16 protein-coding genes are annotated in these 17,419 nt (G+C 69.0%); 11 read left to right on the plus strand and 5 right to left on the minus strand.

Features of this window, described 5'->3' with window-relative positions; translation table 11 throughout:
• Positions 1-69 precede the first annotated feature (69 nt).
• Positions 70-525 carry a gamma-glutamylcyclotransferase family protein gene (locus tag ACN6PJ_RS12805; RefSeq protein ID WP_427996245.1) on the minus strand — a complete coding sequence of 152 codons (456 nt, stop codon included), beginning with the start codon at positions 523-525 and terminating at the stop codon, positions 70-72.
• 138 nt (positions 526-663) lie between these two features.
• Here ACN6PJ_RS12805 and clpB point away from each other — a divergent pair, with 138 nt between their 5' ends.
• From clpB to ACN6PJ_RS12835, 6 genes are all read left to right on the plus strand, one after another.
• Entirely contained in the window at positions 664-3,270 is a 2,607-nt protein-coding gene (clpB, locus tag ACN6PJ_RS12810; RefSeq protein ID WP_427996303.1) for an ATP-dependent chaperone ClpB, read from the plus strand.
• A 224-nt stretch (positions 3,271-3,494) separates the two neighbouring features.
• Complete coding sequence (locus tag ACN6PJ_RS12815; protein WP_427996246.1) at positions 3,495-4,370, plus strand: NAD(P)-binding domain-containing protein; 876 nt, start codon at positions 3,495-3,497, stop codon at positions 4,368-4,370.
• A 54-nt stretch (positions 4,371-4,424) separates the two neighbouring features.
• A complete protein-coding gene (locus tag ACN6PJ_RS12820; RefSeq protein WP_427996247.1) occupies positions 4,425-5,390 on the plus strand; it encodes a Bug family tripartite tricarboxylate transporter substrate binding protein in 966 nt (321 codons plus the stop codon).
• 37 nt (positions 5,391-5,427) lie between these two features.
• Positions 5,428-6,105 carry an RraA family protein gene (locus tag ACN6PJ_RS12825; RefSeq protein WP_427996248.1) on the plus strand — a complete coding sequence of 226 codons (678 nt, stop codon included), beginning with the start codon at positions 5,428-5,430 and terminating at the stop codon, positions 6,103-6,105.
• A 26-nt stretch (positions 6,106-6,131) separates the two neighbouring features.
• Positions 6,132-7,175: a hydroxyacid dehydrogenase gene (locus ACN6PJ_RS12830; protein ID WP_427996304.1), complete on the plus strand. Its 1,044-nt coding sequence runs from the start codon at positions 6,132-6,134 to the stop codon at positions 7,173-7,175.
• A 46-nt stretch (positions 7,176-7,221) separates the two neighbouring features.
• Complete coding sequence (locus ACN6PJ_RS12835; protein WP_427996249.1) at positions 7,222-7,872, plus strand: GntR family transcriptional regulator; 651 nt, start codon at positions 7,222-7,224, stop codon at positions 7,870-7,872.
• A gap of 10 nt (positions 7,873-7,882) precedes the next feature.
• On the opposite strand, the gene ACN6PJ_RS12840 is transcribed toward ACN6PJ_RS12835, so the two are convergent.
• Complete coding sequence (locus tag ACN6PJ_RS12840) at positions 7,883-8,464, minus strand: TetR/AcrR family transcriptional regulator (protein WP_427996250.1); 582 nt, start codon at positions 8,462-8,464, stop codon at positions 7,883-7,885.
• Positions 8,465-8,692: 228 nt separating this feature from the next.
• Here ACN6PJ_RS12840 and ACN6PJ_RS12845 point away from each other — a divergent pair, with 228 nt between their 5' ends.
• Genes ACN6PJ_RS12845 through ACN6PJ_RS12855 form a run of 3 tightly spaced genes read left to right on the plus strand, consistent with a single transcriptional unit; the run spans position 8,693 to position 11,248 of the window.
• Complete coding sequence (locus tag ACN6PJ_RS12845) at positions 8,693-9,904, plus strand: Tm-1-like ATP-binding domain-containing protein (RefSeq protein WP_427996251.1); 1,212 nt, start codon at positions 8,693-8,695, stop codon at positions 9,902-9,904.
• 11 nt (positions 9,905-9,915) lie between these two features.
• The gene (locus ACN6PJ_RS12850) at positions 9,916-10,746 is read left to right on the plus strand and encodes a phosphoenolpyruvate hydrolase family protein (RefSeq protein ID WP_427996252.1); all 831 of its coding nucleotides are present in this window, start codon (positions 9,916-9,918) and stop codon (positions 10,744-10,746) included.
• Between the two features lie 58 nt (positions 10,747-10,804).
• A complete protein-coding gene (locus tag ACN6PJ_RS12855; protein WP_427996253.1) occupies positions 10,805-11,248 on the plus strand; it encodes an SRPBCC family protein in 444 nt (147 codons plus the stop codon).
• A 192-nt stretch (positions 11,249-11,440) separates the two neighbouring features.
• On the opposite strand, the gene ACN6PJ_RS12860 is transcribed toward ACN6PJ_RS12855, so the two are convergent.
• Entirely contained in the window at positions 11,441-12,406 is a 966-nt protein-coding gene (locus ACN6PJ_RS12860; RefSeq protein ID WP_427996254.1) for a LysR family transcriptional regulator, read from the minus strand.
• Between the two features lie 115 nt (positions 12,407-12,521).
• Between ACN6PJ_RS12860 and ACN6PJ_RS12865 the strand changes: the two genes are divergently transcribed.
• Positions 12,522-13,991 carry an N-acyl-D-amino-acid deacylase family protein gene (locus tag ACN6PJ_RS12865; protein ID WP_427996255.1) on the plus strand — a complete coding sequence of 490 codons (1,470 nt, stop codon included), beginning with the start codon at positions 12,522-12,524 and terminating at the stop codon, positions 13,989-13,991.
• Between the two features lie 32 nt (positions 13,992-14,023).
• A complete protein-coding gene (locus ACN6PJ_RS12870; protein WP_427996256.1) occupies positions 14,024-14,983 on the plus strand; it encodes a tripartite tricarboxylate transporter substrate binding protein BugE in 960 nt (319 codons plus the stop codon).
• 28 nt (positions 14,984-15,011) lie between these two features.
• Here the strand turns inward: ACN6PJ_RS12870 and ACN6PJ_RS12875 are convergent, their stop codons facing one another.
• The gene (locus ACN6PJ_RS12875) at positions 15,012-16,397 is read right to left on the minus strand and encodes a sulfite reductase subunit alpha (RefSeq protein ID WP_427996257.1); all 1,386 of its coding nucleotides are present in this window, start codon (positions 16,395-16,397) and stop codon (positions 15,012-15,014) included.
• Between the two features lie 4 nt (positions 16,398-16,401).
• Positions 16,402-17,418, minus strand: coding sequence for an FAD:protein FMN transferase (locus ACN6PJ_RS12880; RefSeq protein ID WP_427996258.1), 1,017 nt, complete (start codon positions 17,416-17,418; stop codon positions 16,402-16,404).
• Position 17,419: the final 1 nt, after the last annotated feature.

A 17,419-nucleotide genomic window follows, 5' to 3' on the forward strand; every position in this document is an offset into this window, starting at 1 on the left:
GACCAGCGCCGGAATGGGTGTAAAGCGTGAAGACAGATTCCATTGTAGTCTGTTGTTACTACGGGCGTCTTACCGGCCTTCCGGGGCTGGCCGGGCGCGCCGGTAACCGACCCAGTCGTCGGCTTCGATATCCACCGCCGCGCCGCGCAGGGCCGGGTCTATGGGATAGTACTGGCAAGCCAGGTATCGCGCCTCGGCGGCCGCAGCGCGGCCGTCGGCCGGCGTCCCCAGGAGGGCGGCGACCTCGCGCCGGAGGAAGCAGCCGGGTTTTTCAGGGTCGTACTCCTCGATTTCGTCCATCAGGGCGAGCAGCGCCGGCTCCACCCGGAAAACGTCGCCCCGCACGCGCCGGCCGTCCTCCACGGGGATCAGGCCCGGCCAATCGCCGAAGTCCACCAGACGGCCCGGCACGCTGGCCGGGCCCACGTAGCGGGCGGCCGGGAGCCCGCGTCCGGCGGCAGCCTGCGCCAGGTCGTTGATTTCGCCGGCGCGTAGCGTGCCGTAGACAAAAACGTATATGCTCATAAGTCAGATTGTTGCTGCACGTCGAAAAAAACCATGGCGCGGGCAGGGTGTTGAAATTCTCTCATCCGGCCGCATATTCAGCTTATCGAGCCCGCCGGCACGTATCGGTCAGGCTCCCCAACAAGCCAAATGACCATTATGCGATTCGACAAACTGACAACCAAGTTCCAGCAAGCCCTGGCCGACGCTCAGAGTCTGGCCGCCCGCAACGATCACCCCTACATCGAGCCGCTCCACGTGCTCTCCGCCTTGCTGTCGGATTCCGACAGCGGCGCGGGCAGCCTGCTGGCGCGCGCCGGCGTGGCGGTCAACCGCCTGCAGCCGGCCATCGAAAGCGCGCTGAAGTCCCTGCCGCAGGTGCAGGGCGAAGACAACGTCCAGGTCGGCCGCGACCTGCAAAGCGTGCTCACGCGCACCGACAAGGAAGCCGCGCGCCGCGGCGACACCTATATCGCCAGCGAACTTTTCCTGCTGGCGCTGGCCGACGACAAGGGCCCCGCCGGCCGCATCCTGCAAGAGGCCGGCCTGCAGAAAAAAGCGCTGGAAGCCGCGATCGACGCCGTGCGCGGCGGCGAGAACGTGTCGGGCGCCGAAGGCGAATCCAACCGCGAGGCCCTGTCCAAGTACACGATGGACCTGACCGAGCGCGCCCGCCAGGGCAAGCTGGATCCGGTGATCGGCCGCGATGACGAAATCCGCCGCACCATCCAGATCCTGCAGCGCCGCACGAAGAACAACCCGGTGCTGATCGGCGAACCCGGCGTGGGCAAGACCGCCATCGTCGAAGGCCTGGCGCAGCGCATCGTCAACGATGAAGTGCCCGAGACGCTGCGCGGCAAGCGCGTGTTGTCGCTGGACCTGGCCGCGCTGCTGGCCGGCGCCAAGTTCCGCGGCGAGTTCGAGGAACGCCTGAAGGCCGTGCTCAAGGAACTGTCCCAGGACGACGGCAGCAACATCGTCTTCATCGACGAACTGCACACCATGGTGGGCGCGGGCAAGGCCGAAGGCGCGATGGACGCCGGCAATATGCTCAAGCCGGCGCTGGCGCGCGGCGAGCTGCATTGCATCGGCGCGACCACGCTGGACGAATACCGCAAGTACATCGAGAAGGACGCCGCGCTGGAGCGGCGCTTCCAGAAGGTGCTGGTTGATGAACCCGACGTGGAATCCACCATCGCCATCCTGCGCGGCTTGCAGGAGCGCTACGAGATCCACCACGGCGTCGAGATCACCGACCCGGCCATCGTGGCCGCGGCCGAGCTCTCGCACCGCTATATCACCGACCGCTTCCTGCCTGACAAGGCCATCGACCTGATCGACGAGGCCGGCGCCCGCATCCGCATGGAAATCGACTCCAAGCCGGAAGTGATGGACAAGCTGGACCGCCGCATCATCCAGCTCAAGATCGAGCGCGAGGCCGTCAAGAAGGAAACCGACGATGCGTCCAAGCGGCGCCTGGGCGTGATCGAGGACGAGCTGGAAAAGCTGCAGCGCGAGTACAACGATTTCGAGGAAATCTGGAAGGCGGAAAAAGCCGCGGTCCAGGGCACGCAGGCCATCAAGGAAGAGATCGACAGCGTGCGCGCCGAGATGGCCGAGTTGCAACGCAAGGGCCAGTTCGACAAGCTGGCCGAGCTGCAGTACGGCAAGCTTCCCGACCTGGAGGCGCGCCTGAAGGCGGCCGAAGTGGGCGCGGCCGAGGCGGCCGAGGACGCCGAGGGCGGCGAAGGGCGTCCGCGCCTGCTGCGCACCCGCGTCGGCGCCGAGGAAATCGCCGAAGTCGTGTCGCGCGCCACCGGTATCCCCGTATCGAAGATGATGCAGGGGGAACGCGACAAGCTGCTCCACATGGAGGAATACCTGCACAAGCGGGTGGTGGGCCAGGATGAGGCCGTGCGTCTCGTGTCCGACGCGATCCGGCGTTCGCGCGCCGGGCTGGCGGATCCGTCGCGCCCCTACGGCTCGTTCCTGTTCCTGGGCCCCACCGGCGTGGGCAAGACCGAACTGACGCGCGCGTTGGCGGAATTCCTGTTCGATTCCGAAGAGCACATGATCCGCATCGACATGAGCGAGTTCATGGAGAAGCACTCGGTGGCGCGGCTGATCGGCGCGCCGCCGGGATACGTGGGCTACGAAGAAGGCGGATACCTGACCGAGGCCGTGCGCCGCAAACCGTACAGCGTGGTGTTGCTGGACGAAGTGGAAAAAGCGCATCCGGACGTCTTCAACGTGCTGCTGCAAGTGCTGGACGACGGCCGCCTGACCGACGGCCAGGGCCGCACGGTGGACTTCCGCAACACGGTGATCGTGATGACTTCCAATCTGGGTTCGCAGCACATCCAGACCCTGGCCGGCAAGCCGTACGAAGTGGTCAAGGAAGTGGTGTGGGACGAGCTGAAGCAGACGCTGCGCCCCGAGTTCCTGAACCGCATCGACGAGGTCGTCGTGTTCCACGGACTGGAGGCCCAGCACATCGAGTCGATCGCCCGCATCCAGTTGCGCCGTCTCGGCGAACGCCTGGAACGGCAGGAGATGCGCCTCGAAGTGACCGAGCCCGCGCTGGCCGAACTGGCCCGTTCCGGCTTCGATCCGGTGTTCGGCGCGCGCCCCTTGAAGCGCGCGATCCAGCAGCAGATCGAAAACCCGGTGGCGCGCCTCATCCTGGAAGGCCGTTTCGGCCCCAGGGATGTGGTGCCGGTGGATTGGCAGGACGGGCAGTTCGTCTTCACGAGAACGCTGCAGTAAGGCGGGTATCGCAGGCCGGCATCCACCGCCGGCCGTGCCAGGAAAGCTCCTCGAATTGTCGAGGAGCTTTTTTTTTGGCCGCGATTCCCGTTCGTCGCGCTCGTGTTGGCCGTAATGTTTTTTTAATGTACTTTATTTTTCTAAAACCTAGGGTTTATACCGATCTTTATTGCCTAATTTTCGTTCTATAAACGCATCATTGTTTTTTTTATGTATTTATAGAAATGAAAATTGCGCTGTTGGGGTGTGGCGAGGTCGGTTCCTGCTACGCGCAGGCATGGGTGGCCGCCGGACATGCGGTGAGCGGAATCTGCGAGCTACGGCAAGACGAGGAAATGGCCGGGCGGGCGCGGCGCCATGGCGCGGTGCTGCATGCGGAGCCCGGCCCCTGGCTGCGCGAGGCGGACATCGTCGTGTCCGCCGTCTATGGCCACGCGGCGCTCGAGGTGGCGCGGCGGAGCTTTCCGCACATGCGCCAGGACGCGGTCTACGCCGACTTCACCACGGCCAGCGCGCCGGATATGCAGGCGGCCGCGGCGGCGGCCTCAGAGCGGAATATCGCATTCACCGACGTCGCGATCATGGGCGCCATTGCCCTGCTGGCCGAGCGCACGCCATTGCTGTGCGCGGGAACCGGCACGGACGTGGTGCTGCGGCTGGCCGAGAGCGGCGGGGCGCCGGCGCGCGCCATACCGGGGGCGGCCGGAGACGCCGTGCGCCTCAAGCTGCTGCGCAGCATCATGACGAAAGGCATGGAAAGCCTGGCCGTCGAATGCCTGGTCGCGGCCGAGTCCATGGGGCTGCGCGCCTCGCTTTACGAAGTGCTGGCGGACATCGACCGGACGCCGCTCACGGCGTTCATGGACTCGTTCGTCCGTTCGCATGTGCTGCACGCCCAGCGCCGGCAGGCGGAAGTCCGCGAAGCGCGGGAACAACTGGTCGAGGCGGGGCTGGAACCGCTGGTTCTCGATGGCGTGGAGCGGCTGTTCGACCGGACCAGCCGGGGCATCCAGGCGGCGCGGGCCGGCGGGGCTTTCGACGTGCCCGACTCCGTCGACGCGCGCCTGGCCTGGCTGGGCTCGTTGGCGCGCCGCCACTGAGCGCGCCGGCCGCAACGCATTGCGCATCAAACAAAACCAACTGTGAGGAAGACAATGAAACTCCTGAAGAACCTCCTGGCCGCCACGCTCGTGCTGGGCTGCGCCGCGGCGAACGCCGCCGATCTGGGCAATGCGCCCGTCACGCTCATTTCCCCTTTCCCGCCCGGAGGCGGCACCGACACGCTGACGCGCATGATCGGAAGCGCCATCAGCCAGGACAAGGGCTGGAACATCGTGGTGGAGAACAAGCCGGGCGCCGGAGGGAACCTGGCGCTGGACGCCACCGCCCGCGCCAAGCCGGACGGCCACACCCTGGTGATGGCCCAGACCGACAACATCGTGCTGAATCCCTGGCTCTACAACAAGCTCAGCTACGACACGTTCAAGGATTTCAAGCCGGTCGGCCCGGTGGCGACCTCGCCGAGCGTTTTCGTGGTCTTGCCCGAGTCTCCGTTCAAGACGATCGACGATGTCGTCAAGGCGGCCCAGGCGCGGCCGGGGCAGGTTTCGCTGGGCATTCCCGGTATCGGCGGCACGGGCGACCTCACCGGTTATCTCTGGCGCAAGGCGGCGAACATGGAGTTGATGCACGTGCCGTACCGGGGCTGGGGCCAGGCGTTCCCGGACCTGGCCAGCGGCCGCATCGATATGTACGTGGGCTCCGTGGCCTCGCTGTTGCCGCAGATCCGCGGCGGCAAGGTCCGCGCGCTGGCCGTGGTCGCCAAGGAGCGCTCGCCCGCCTTGCCCGACGTGTCCACGTTCGCCGAAAACGGATTCAAGACGATCGACCAGTCGATCTGGTGGGGCCTGATGGCGCCCGCGAAGACCCCCGACGACGTGGTCGCCACGCTGAACCAGGCGCTGCAGGGCGTCCAGTCCAATCCCGAGCTGGTGAAAAAGCTGGAAGACGCCGGCTACAGCGTGCTCAAGGGCACGCCCGGGGATCTGGCCAGGCAGCACCGCTCGGACCACGACATCTTCGGCAAGGTCGTGCAGGAAGCCGGCATTCCCAAGCAGTAAGCGCAAAGCATCCGCAATTTTTCCGACAGGAGCAAAGATGATCGGCTTTCAGATCCACCCCCGCGCGCGCGCGGTAAGCAAGGAAACCGTGAACAAGTTCAACGGCGTGCCGGTAGCCAACATCAGCGACTGCATGTCGCGCATGACGGCGGGCGGCGCGCGCTTGATGCCGATGCACGATGGCAGTCCGCTGGCCGGCCCGGCGCTGACCGTGCGCACCCGTCCCGGCGACAACCTGCTCGTGCATAAGGCGCTGGATCTTGCGCAGCCGGGCGATGTGATCGTGGTGGACGCGGGCGGCGACCTGACCAACGCCATCATCGGCGAGATCATGACGAGCTATGCGCAGTCGCGCGGCATCGCGGGCATCGTGATCAACGGCGCGATCCGCGATAGCGGCGCGATCCGCCGCGGATCGTTCCCCGTCTACGCGGCAGGCGTGACGCATCGCGGCCCCTACAAGGACGGGCCGGGCGAGATCAATTGCGTCATCGCCCTGGATGGCATGACCATCGCGCCGGGGGACCTGGTCCTGGGCGATGAAGACGGCCTTCTGTCGATCCCGTTCGAGCAAACGGAAGCGCTCCACCAGGCAGCGTCGTCCAAGCACGAACTGGAAACCAGAATGCTGGCGGATATCGCCGCGGGCACGCTGGACACGTCCTGGGTCGATGCCAGGCTCAAGCTCCTGGGCTGCGCGGAGGCGCAAGCGTGAGCGCGGCGGCGCGGCCCGGGGACAAGATGCGCGTCGTGCGGCTGGATCTCTGGATCGACCCGGTATTCGACGCGAGCATCGGGCGCGAGCAGGCCCTGAGCCTGGAGGTACTGCCCGCGCATGGCGGCGCCGTCACGGCGGCAGGGCTGGCCGGCGCGCATGCCTATCACGTCAGCGCGGCCAAAGACGAGGTTCCGGAGCGTTGGCGGGTGTCGGAGGGCCTGCTCGCCCGGTGCCCGGAACTGCTTTGCGTTTCCTCGGGCGGGGCGGGCTACGACACCGTGGACGTGGCGGCCTGCACGCGGGCCGGGGTGGCCGTGGTGAACCAGGCCGGCGCCAATGCCGCGTCGGTGGCGGAAATGACGTTCGCCTTGCTGCTCTCGCTGGTCAAGCGCCTGCGCGAATCCCAGGCCGCGCTGCAAGCGGGGACCGCCGCGTCGCGCGAGGCGCTGATGGGGCGCGAAATCGAAGGGCGCGTGCTCGGCATCGTGGGGATCGGTGAGATCGGGCGGAGAGTCGCCCGCATTGCCGCCGGCTTCGGCCTGCGGGTCGTGGCATTCGACCCGTTGCTGACGCCGGAGGAAATCCGCGCCCGGGGAGCCGAACCGGCCGGCTTCGAGGCGCTGCTCGAAGAGGCCGACGTGGTGAGCCTGCATTGCCCCCTCAACGGCGAGACGCGGGGCATGCTGGGGGCGGGAGCGTTCGGCAGGATGAAGCCCGGCGCGCTCTTTCTCTCGACCGCGCGCGGCGGCATCCACGACGAACAGGCGTTGCTTGCCGCCCTGGAGCAGGGGCGCCTGGCGGGCGCCGGCCTGGACGTGTGGAGCCAGGAGCCTCCCTTGCCCGGCAACGGCCTGCTGCTGCGCTCCGACGTCGTCGCGACCTATCACACGGGCGGCGTCACGCACGAAGGGCGGCGCAAGGTGGCGCAGGGGTCCGCCATCCAGATCGCGGAGATGCTGGCGGGCCGCCGGCCGCCCCGGCTGCTGAATCCGGCGGTCTGGCCCAGGTTCCTGGAACGGCTCGCGCAGCGCCGTGTCGACGCCGCCACCGCCGGTTCGCGGGGATAGGCTTCCGGTATAGTTCGAAAACCCAAGTCTGGAGCCATGCGCCATCATGTCTAGCGCCCGCGATTACGTATATGGAGAGTTGCGCCGACGCCTGATGGCGGGCTCTTTCATGCCGGGCGAGCGGCTGCGCGAAGAGCACATCGCGGCCGAGCTTTCCGTGAGCCGCACGCCGGTGCGCAGCGCCATCGAGCGCCTCGTGACGGACGGCCTGGTCAAGCACGAAGGCCGGCGGGGCGCCGTGGTGCTGGGCTGGCAAGACCGCGATATCGACGAAGCATTCGAGCTGCGCATGCTGCTCGAACCGTATTCGGCCAAGGCTGCCGCCGAAAGGGCCAGCCCGGAGCAGATACGCGAGCTCGAGCGCATCAACGAGAGCATGCTCGAGGCGATCAACGCCGACGCTCCCGACAGCGTCGCGCGCGTGCAGCACTTCAACAATCAATTCCATCACGCCTTGCTCGAGGCCGCGCAATCCGCGCGGGTGCGTTCCATGGTGGAAAGCCTGCTCGACATGCCCATCATCATCGGTTCGTTCTACTTCTACACCAAGGACGACATGCTGCGCAGCGTGGAGCATCATCGCCAGATCATCGCGGCCCTGCGGGCGCGCGATGCGGAGTGCGCCCAGATCGCGATGCGCTTCCATCTGGCGTCCACGCACCTGCTTTTCCGCACCCACCGCAAGTCGGGCAAGTAGCGCGGCGACGCTACTCCTTTCCGGATCCTGCCTCGGCCAGCGCCTGCTTGATGATGGCATTGGCCGTCCAGCGCGCCACGTCGGTGAGCTCGGAAAGTTCCAGCTTCCAGATGTCCTTCAGGACCAGGAATACTTCGGTCCCGTAGACCAATGACAGGGCCTGCGCCACGCGCTCCAGCTGGGCCGGAGCAAGGTCGGCCGCCAGCGGCGCGATGGCGCGCTTCAGGATGTCGACCCGGTGGCCGCGCACCAGCCGCGGTTCGGCGCCCGACTTGCCGGCGCTGGCTTCGGCGTGCTGCTGCAGGGACACCATGATGGCGGCGCGCAGCGGCGCTTCGTGCGATTCGAGCCTGGGATACGCGAAGCGCAGCAGTTCATCGACCCGGGCGGCGGCGTCGGGGGCGCTTGAGTCCCACGCCAGGATCGGCCCCAGGCTTTCGTCGACCACCGCCGCGATCAGCGCGCTCTGGCTGGGGAAGTAGCGATAGGCCGTCGCGCGCGAGACCTGGGCGTGCTCGGCGAGTTCGGCGACCGAGGGCGTAATGCCTTGCGCCATCAGCCGCTGGGCAGCGTCCAGCAGGGTTTTGCGCATGCGCGCCCGGGGGCCGTGCGGGGGTTCGCCGCTGGCCGCCGCCTGGGGGCTGGCGGGCGCGATGAGCCGCGCCGAGCCGGTGCTTGCCGGGGCATTCCTGGTGGGGGAACGGGTTTGACGTGAGACAGGTGTCTCAGTATGATTCTTTCGTCTCATTTCTAGATTCTACAGGCCTCGCGGCCCCACACATCGAGGCGCGCACCGAGTGTAGCCGCCCGCGGAGGAGTCATGACGCATTCGAACCGGCGGGTCTACGTGGCCGCCACTTACGACACGAAGGGCCAGGAGGCCGAATACGTGGTGGGCCTGCTCAAGCGGGAAGGGCTGGACGCCGTTTCGGTGGACGTGTCCACCTCGGGCGCGGCCAGCGCGGCCCAGGTCCAGGCGCGCGAGGTGGCCGCATGCCATCCCCAAGGCGCCGACGCCGTCTTCACCGGCGACCGGGGCACCGCCATCGCCGCGATGGCGCAGGCCTTCGAGCGCTACGCCGCGGGCAACGCCGGCATCGGCGCCTTGCTGGGCCTGGGCGGCTCGGGCGGCACCGCCCTGATCACGCCCGCGATGCGGGCGCTCCCGATCGGCACGCCCAAGCTGATGGTCTCCACGATGGCCTCGGGCAATGTGGCGCCCTATGTCGGGCCGTCCGACATCGCCATGATGTATTCGGTGACCGACGTCGCGGGCCTGAACCGCATTTCGCGCCGGGTGCTGGCCAATGCGGCCGGCGCGATCGGCGGGGCCTTCCGGCAGGCCTCCAGCGCGGCCATGGACGACGGCCGGCCCGCCGTGGGGATCACCATGTTCGGCGTCACCACGCCTTGCGTGCAGCAGGTCACCCCGCTGCTCGAATCCCGCTACGACTGCCTGGTGTTCCATGCCACGGGCACGGGCGGCCAGTCGATGGAAAAGCTGTTGGACAGCCATCTGCTTGCCGGCGTCCTGGACCTGACCACCACCGAAGTCTGCGACTTTCTTTTCGGCGGCGTGCTGGCCTGCACGGAAGACCGCTTTGGCGCCGTGGCCCGCACGGGCGCGCCCTACGTGGGTTCCTGCGGCGCGTTGGACATGGTGAATTTCGGCGCCATGGACACCATCCCCGAGCGCTATCGCGGCCGCAAGTTCTACCCGCACAACCCGCAGGTGACGCTGATGCGCACCACCGCGGAAGAGAATGCCCGGCAGGGTGAATGGATCGCCGCCCGGCTGAACCGCTGCCAGGGGCCGGTGCGCTTCCTGATCCCCGAAGGCGGGGTGTCCGCGCTGGACGCGCCGGGCCAGGCGTTCTGGGATCCGGAGGCGGACGCCGCGCTGTTCGGCGCGCTGGAGGCGAACCTGCGGCAGACGGCGGACCGCCGCCTGGTGCGCGTGCCGTTCCACATCAACGACCCGCGCTTCGCCCAGGCCGCGGTCGAACACTATCTTGAAATCGCTACACACTGAGGATTGCCGCCATGCCGCGTTTTGACCGCAACGAGCTACTGGACAAGTTCCGCGCCATGGTGCGCGCGCGCACGCCGATCGTGGGCGGCGGCGCGGGCACGGGCCTGTCGGCCAAGTGCGAGGAAGCGGGCGGCATCGACCTGATCGTGATCTACAACTCGGGCCGCTACCGCATGGCGGGCCGCGGCTCGCTGGCCGGCCTGCTGGCCTACGGAAACGCCAACGAGATCGTGGTCGACATGGGCCGCGAGGTGCTGCCGGTGGTGAAAAAGACTCCCGTGCTGGCAGGCGTGAACGGCACCGATCCCTTCTGCGATTTCGACGTGTTCCTGGACGAGCTCAAGCGCCAGGGCTTTGCCGGCGTGCAGAACTTCCCGACCGTGGGCCTCATCGACGGCAACTTCCGCGCCAACCTGGAAGAGACCGGCATGGGCTATGCCCTGGAAGTGGACATGATCCGCCTGGCGCACAAGAAGGGCATGCTGACCACGCCCTATGTGTTCAACGAGGACGACGCCGTGGCCATGGCCCGAGCCGGCGCGGACATCATCGTGGCCCACATGGGCCTGACCACCGGCGGCTCCATCGGCGCCGAAACGGCGCTGTCGCTGGACGATTGCGTGGCCGCCATCGACCGCATCGCCGAGGCGGCGCTGGCCGTGCGCCCGGACGTCATCGTGCTGTGCCACGGCGGTCCCATCGCCACGCCCGAGGATGCCGCGCACGTGTTGCGGGCATGCAAGCACTGCCACGGCTTCTACGGCGCCAGTTCCATGGAGCGCCTGCCCACCGAGCAGGCCCTGACCGCCGCGACCCGCGAGTTCAAGAACCTGACGTTCTGACCCCCCATCCCCGCCGTTTCCGCATTCTTTTCTGGGCCGCGCGCCCGCAGGAGTCCGTATGACGCACACCGTACATGTCAGCGCCGTCGTGCACGCCCCGCTGCAGGAAGTCTGGGCCCGGTTCCGCGATTTCGACGGCCTGGCGGGCTGGCATCCCGGCATTGAGCAGAGCCGCCTGGAAGAGGGGGGGCGCCATGACGCCGTGGGCTCGGTGCGGCACCTGACGCTCAAGCCCGCCGGCTTCGTCCGCGAGCGCCTGCTGATGCTGGACGATCCGGGCACGGCGCTGCGCTATTCCATCATCGAGACCGACCTGCCCATGCGCGATTACGTTGCCGGCGTGTCGCTGCACCCCGTCACCGAAAGCGGCCACACGCTGGTGCAATGGTGGGCGGACTTCCGCGTCGAGGGCGCGGAACTGAGCGACGTGGCGAACGCCGTGGGCAAGGGCGTGTTCGCGGCCGGGCTGGCGGCGCTGGACGAGAAGCTGCGCCGCGCCTGACCGCAAGCCGCGCAGGATGGGTAGCGCGCGAGAGTTCTTAAGCTAGAACGCCGCTGTCGAACGCGCGTAACCCATGCCGTCATGGGCAGATTGTTTTTCGGCCGATGCGGGGCGCTGTCTGCCCACGGCCGCATGGGTTGCGCGCGCTGGGCAATTGCGTTCTTGGACAGAGGGTCTCGCGCTTTACCCATCCTACGGCGCTTCGGGTTTGGCTGGAAGCCGCTTGCAGCCGGCCGGCAGTTCCGCCGTGCGCAGGTACCCGCGGATGGCGTCGATGAGCGCCCGGGCCGCGGGGCTGAGCGGATACTCCTTGTGCCGGATGATGCAGATCGTGCGCACGACCGTCGGGCGCGCCAGCAACGCGTAGCGTAGCCCCGGTTCCAGCACGCGTTGCGCGGCCAGCGCCGGCAGCAGGGCCACTCCCAGCCCCGCCTTCACCAGCGCGGCCTGCGAGGTGGTGCTGGACGCCTCGTAGAAGGGCGCGGCGGCTTCGATCGGCAGGTCGGCGCGCGCGCGCAGCAGCGCCATGATTCCGGTCTCGTCCACGACGCCCACCAGCTTGCGCTGCGCCAGGTCCGACCAGCGCATCGCGCCGTCGCGGCCCGTCCGCAGGTCCGGGTCGTCTTCGCGGTACAGCACCCCGAAACGGTCTTCGAGCAATGCGTCGAAACGCAACCCCGGCGCGTCCGCCCAGCGGCTGGTCAGGCCGAAATCCACCTCGCGGGCGGAGACCTTGCGCTGGATGCGGCCGGAGTTGTCATCGCTGAGATACAGGCGCACGCCCGGGTATTGGGCCGAGAAGGCCGCGGCGGCGGGCGCGATGATCTGCGTGATGGCAGACGGCGCCGCCGCCACGCCCACGCGCCCGCGCTCCATCGCGCCGAAACGCACCACATCCTCGATCACGCCGTCGAAGTCCGCCAGCAGCCGCATCACGCGCGGCAGGAACTCCTCGCCCGCGGCCGTCAGCAGCACGCGCCGGCTCGTGCGCGCGAACAACTGCGTGGCAAGCGCGTCCTCCAGCTGGCGCACCAGGCTGGTCACGGACGATTGGGTCTGGAACAGGCGCTTGGCCGCATGCGTGAAGCTGGATTCCTGGGCCACCGCCACGAAGGCGGTCAGGTGTTTCAGGGTGACGTGCTTGGGCAGCCGATTCATTTCAAATCACGATGGATGGATCAATAAAAACAATTTTCCCAGATTGATCGCCGCGACGATACTACGCCCTTTCAGCATCCTTCGGCCTCCCGGGCCGGATCAAGACGGAAGCAGCATGCGGCAGCAGACTCTGGACCTCATCATTGAAGGCGGCTGGGTGGTCGACGGACTGGGCGGCCCCCGGCGGCGCGCAGACGTGGGCGTGGCGGGCGAACGCATCGCCGCCATCGGCGACCTGGCCGGCGTTGCCGCGGCGCGCCGCGTGGACGCCCGCGGCAAGATCGTGGCGCCGGGCTTCATCGATGTGCATGGCCATGACGACCTGATGTTCGTGGAGCGCCCCGGCCTGGAATGGAAGACCAGCCAGGGCATCACCTCGGTCGTGGTGGGCAATTGCGGCGTCAGCGGCGCGCCCGCGCCCCTGCCCGGCAATACGGCGGCGGCGCTGGCCCTGCTGGGGGAAACGCCCTTGTTCGCCGATATGGGCGCGTATTTCGACGAGCTGCGCGCCCAGCAGCCCATGATCAACGTGGCGGCCCTGGTGGGGCATGCCAACCTGCGCCTGGCCGCCATGCGCGACCCCGCTGCCCAGCCCACGGACGAAGAGCAGGGCGCCATGCAGCGCATGCTGGACGACGCCCTGGCCGCCGGCGCCGTGGGGTTCAGCACCGGCCTGGCCTACCAGCCGGGCGGCGCCGCGCAGCCGGCGGAGCTGGAGGGCCTGGCGAAGGTGGCGGCCGCGCGCGGCGCCATGCACACCAGCCACATCCGCAACGAGGGCGATCAGGTCGAGGCCGCGGTGGACGAAGTGCTGTCCGTGGGCCGCAATACCGGCTGCGCCACGGTGCTGTCGCATCACAAATGCATGTTGCCGCGCAATTGGGGCAAGAGCCGCGCCACACTGGCCAACATCGACCGGGCCCGGGCGGAGGGCCTGGACGTGGCCCTGGACATCTATCCGTATCCGGGCAGTTCCACCATCCTGATCCCGGAACGCGCCGAGATCATCGACGATATCCGCATCACCTGGTCTACCCCGCACCCCGAATGCGGCGGCCAATACCTGAGCGATATCGCGGCGCGCTGGGGCTGCGACAAGACCACGGCGGCGCGCCGGCTGTGCCCGGCGGGCGCCATCTATTTCGCCATGGACGAGGCCGAGGTCCAGCGCATTTTCCAGCATGAGCGCTGCATGGTCGGTTCCGACGGGCTGCCCAACGACGCGCATCCCCACCCGCGGCTGTGGGGCAGCTTCACGCGCGTGCTGGGCCGCTATGTGCGCGAGGCGCGGCTGCTTACGCTGGAGGCCGCGGTCGCCAAGATGACCGCCCTGCCGGCGCGCGTGTTCGGCCTGGCGGGACGCGGCCAGCTCACCGAAGGCGCGTGGGCGGACATCGTGGTGTTCGATGCCGACACCGTCGAGGACCGCGCCACCTGGGAAGCGCCGACCCTGGCGTCCGCGGGCGTCGAGCGCGTGCTGGTCAATGGCAGCCAGGTCTTCCCGGCGTCGGCGGGCATGCCGCGGCCCGGCAGGATCCTGCGGCGCGAGGCGATGGAGCCGGATGCCGCGGGCTCCCTTCGATAAAACATATCCCATTCCTACAGGAGACAACCCCCATGATGCGCAAGACCTGCATCGCCCTGGCGCTGGCCGCCGTGCTGCCCGCCGCTCACGCGGCCTTTCCGGACCGCCCCATCACCCTGATCGTGCCTTTCCCGGCGGGCGGCCCGACCGACATCGTCGGCCGGCTTGCCGCGGCCAAGGCAGGCGAGATCCTGGGCCAGCAGATCGTGGTCGAGAACCGCACGGGCGCGTCCGGCACGATCGGCATGACGGCCACGGCCCGCGCCAAGCCCGACGGCTATACCGTGGGGCTGGCCACCGTCAGCACGCACGGCACGGCGCCGCACCTGTTTCCCAACCTGGCCTACGATCCCGTCAAGGATTTCACGCCGGTCAGCAACCTGGTCACCAGCCCCAACATCCTCAGCGTGAACCCGCAGTTCCCCGCCAAGACGCTGGCGGAATTCGTGACGCACGTGCGCGCCAACCCGAACAAGGACGGCTACGCCAACGCGGGCGCCGGCGGCGTGAACGACCTGGGCATGATCTGGTTCCTGCAGATCATCGGCGGCAAGATGAACAGCATTTCGTACCGGGGCTCGGCGCCCGCGCTGACCGACACGGTGGGCGGGGTGGTGCCGGTGATCTTCGACAACTTTCCGTCCTCGCTGCCCTATCTGAAGAGCAACCACCTGCGCGCCCTGGCCATCACGGGCACCGAGCGCAACCCGCGCCTGCCGGACGTGCCGACCTTCGCCGAGCAGGGCTACAAGGATTACGACGTGACCGCGTGGTACGGCGTGGTGGGCCCGGCGGGCATGCCGGCCGATGTGCGCGACAAGCTGGCCCAGGCCTTCGCCCAGGCGGTGCGCGATCCGGCGACCGCCGCGAAGATGGAAGAGACCGGCGCCTTCCCGCTGGGCAACACGCCCGCGGCGTTCGGCGAGCAGATCCGCACCGAGCGCGACCGCTGGAAGTCGGTGATCGACAAGGCGCAGATCAAGCTGCAGTGATGGCGCGGGCGGCCGCGCCCGCGCCCGCTCAGTACACGTCGCGGCGGTAGCGGCCGTCGCGCTGCATGGCCTGCAGGCGCGCGTCGCCCAGGATGTCCTGCAGGGCGGCGTCGACGCCGCCGGCCATGCCCTGCAGGCTGCCGCAGACGTAGATGGCCGCGCCATCGTCGACCCAGGCGCGCACGGCATCCGCCTGTTCGCGCAAATGATGCTGCACGTAGCGGCGTTCGGGCTGGTCGCGCGAGAACACCGCATCCACGCGTTCCAGCGTGCCGTCGCCGCGCCAGGCGGCGATATCGGCCTTGCAGAACCAATCGTGCGCGGCGTTGCGCTCGCCGAACACCAGCCAGTTGCGCCGGTGGCCGGCCGCGCGGCGCGCCTTGATGAGCGCGCGCAGGCCGGCCAGGCCCGTGCCGTTGCCCACCAGGATCAGCGGGCGGCCGTCGGCCGGGGCGTGGAAATTGCGGTTCACGCGCACGCGCAGGTCTATCGCATCGCCGGGCTGGGCGATGTGGGTCAGCCAGCCGCTGCCCAATCCCAGGGCGCCGTCCGCGCCTCGCATCTGGCGCACGAGCAGCTGGATGGCCCCGTCTTCGGGCAGCGAGGCGATGGAGTATTCGCGGTGCGCATGCAACGGGCCGCCGGCTTCCAGCCTCGGGCCGATCTCGGCGATGTCGCCGGCCTGCCAGGCGGCCTCGGCGTCCGCGGGCGGCGTCAGGGTCAGCAGGTAGCACGGGCCGCCCCGGCTGTCCGGATTGAGCCGTTCGCGCGCGTCCAGGCGCCAGGACTGGTACGCGGGCGCCTGCCAGTCGGGCAGATCGCTGCGTCCGGCCAGCAGCCCCAGGTGGTGCTGCCAGTGCCGCAACGCGGCGGGATCGCCATTGTCGACCTCGACCAGGTCGAACAGCGGCGCGGCGCCTTGCGCATGCAGCCATTCGCCGAGGCGGCGGCCGAAGCCGCAATAGTTTGCGTACTCGCGGTCGCCCAGCGCCAGCACCGCGTATTGCGAGCCCGCCAGCGAGGGTCCGCCTCGCCCGGCCGCGCCGGCAAGCATCCGGTCGGAAAATGCGGCGGCGGCGTCGGGCGGGTCGCCTTCGCCATAGGTGCTGGCCACGAACAGCATGCGGCGGTAGCCGGCAAGGCGCGCCAGGTCCAACTGGCCCAGCGCCGCGACGCGCACCGTCAGGCCGCCCGCCCGCAGGGATTCGGCGGTCTGTTCGGCCAACGATTCGGCGTAGCCGGTCTGCGTCGCGTAGGCGACCAGCAGGGTGTCTTCGGGAACGGGGGCGTCCAGGGCCTGCCGCGCCTGCGCGTGCTGGGCTTCCTGGCGCCGGGCGCGGCGCAGCGCCCATAGGCACAGGAGCAGCCACAGCCCCACCACGCACGCCGCCGCGATCAACCGGGTAGGGGCCATGGTTTCAGCGGGGGAGGGCCAGCGCCTGGAACGCCGGGGTGGCGGCGACGCGATAAGCGTCGGGGTCGCGAAGGATAAAGAGGGCCGCCAGGCCGTGCCGGCGGGCATGGGCCAGGCCGTCGTCCAGGCCCAGCACCGTCAGGGCGGTGGCCAGCGCGTCGGCCTGCATGCAGCTCCGGTGCACCACGGTGACCGAGGCCAGTCCGTTGCGCACGGGCTGGCCGCTGCGGGGATCGATGGTGTGGGCGTAGCGTTCGTCGCCGCTGCCCGCGTGGCGACGGTAGTCGCCCGAGGTGGCGATGCTGCATTCCGCAAGCGGCAGCGCCAGCGCGTGGCCGTCGCTGGCGTCGGGCACTTCGACGGCCACGCGCCAGGGCTGGCCGTCGGGCCGCTTGCCGCGCGCGCGCAGTTCGCCGCCGACTTCCACCAGGTATTGCGTGATGCCCAGGGCGTCGAGCGCCATCGCGGCGCGATCCACGCCGTAGCCCTTGGCGATGGAAGACAGGTCCAGATAGGTGCCGCCTTCCTGCATCGCCGCGCGCCTGCCGGAATCGAGCCGGACGCGGCGCCAACCGCAGCGCGCGCGGGCGGCTTCGATGGCGGCGGGCGAGGGCGGCTCGAACGCGCGCTGGTGCGGACCGAAGCCCCAGGCGTTCACCAGCGGCCCCACGGTCGGGTCGTAGGCGCCGCCGGTTTCCTCGGCCAGCGCCAGCGCGTGGTCCAGCACGTGGAAGAAGCCGGCGGGCAGCGTTTGCCAGCCGGGGCCCGCCTGGTTGTAGCGCGTGATGTCGGAATCCGCTTCCCAGGTGCTCATCTGGGCCACCACTTCGTCCAGCGCGGCCTGGATGGCCTGCCGCGCGGCGGCCTCGGTGCGTCCGGCCGGCAGGGCCATGCGCGCCGACCAGGTGGTGCCCATGGTCGCCCCGGCCAGCGCCGCCGGCCGGGCCGGCATGGCGCCATAGGCGACGCGCGGCGTGGCGACGGCCGCGCCGCGCGGAGCGTAGGAAGGGGGAGTCGTCATG

Source organism: Achromobacter sp. (assembly GCF_050285585.1).
Taxonomy (GTDB): domain Bacteria; phylum Pseudomonadota; class Gammaproteobacteria; order Burkholderiales; family Burkholderiaceae_B; genus Achromobacter.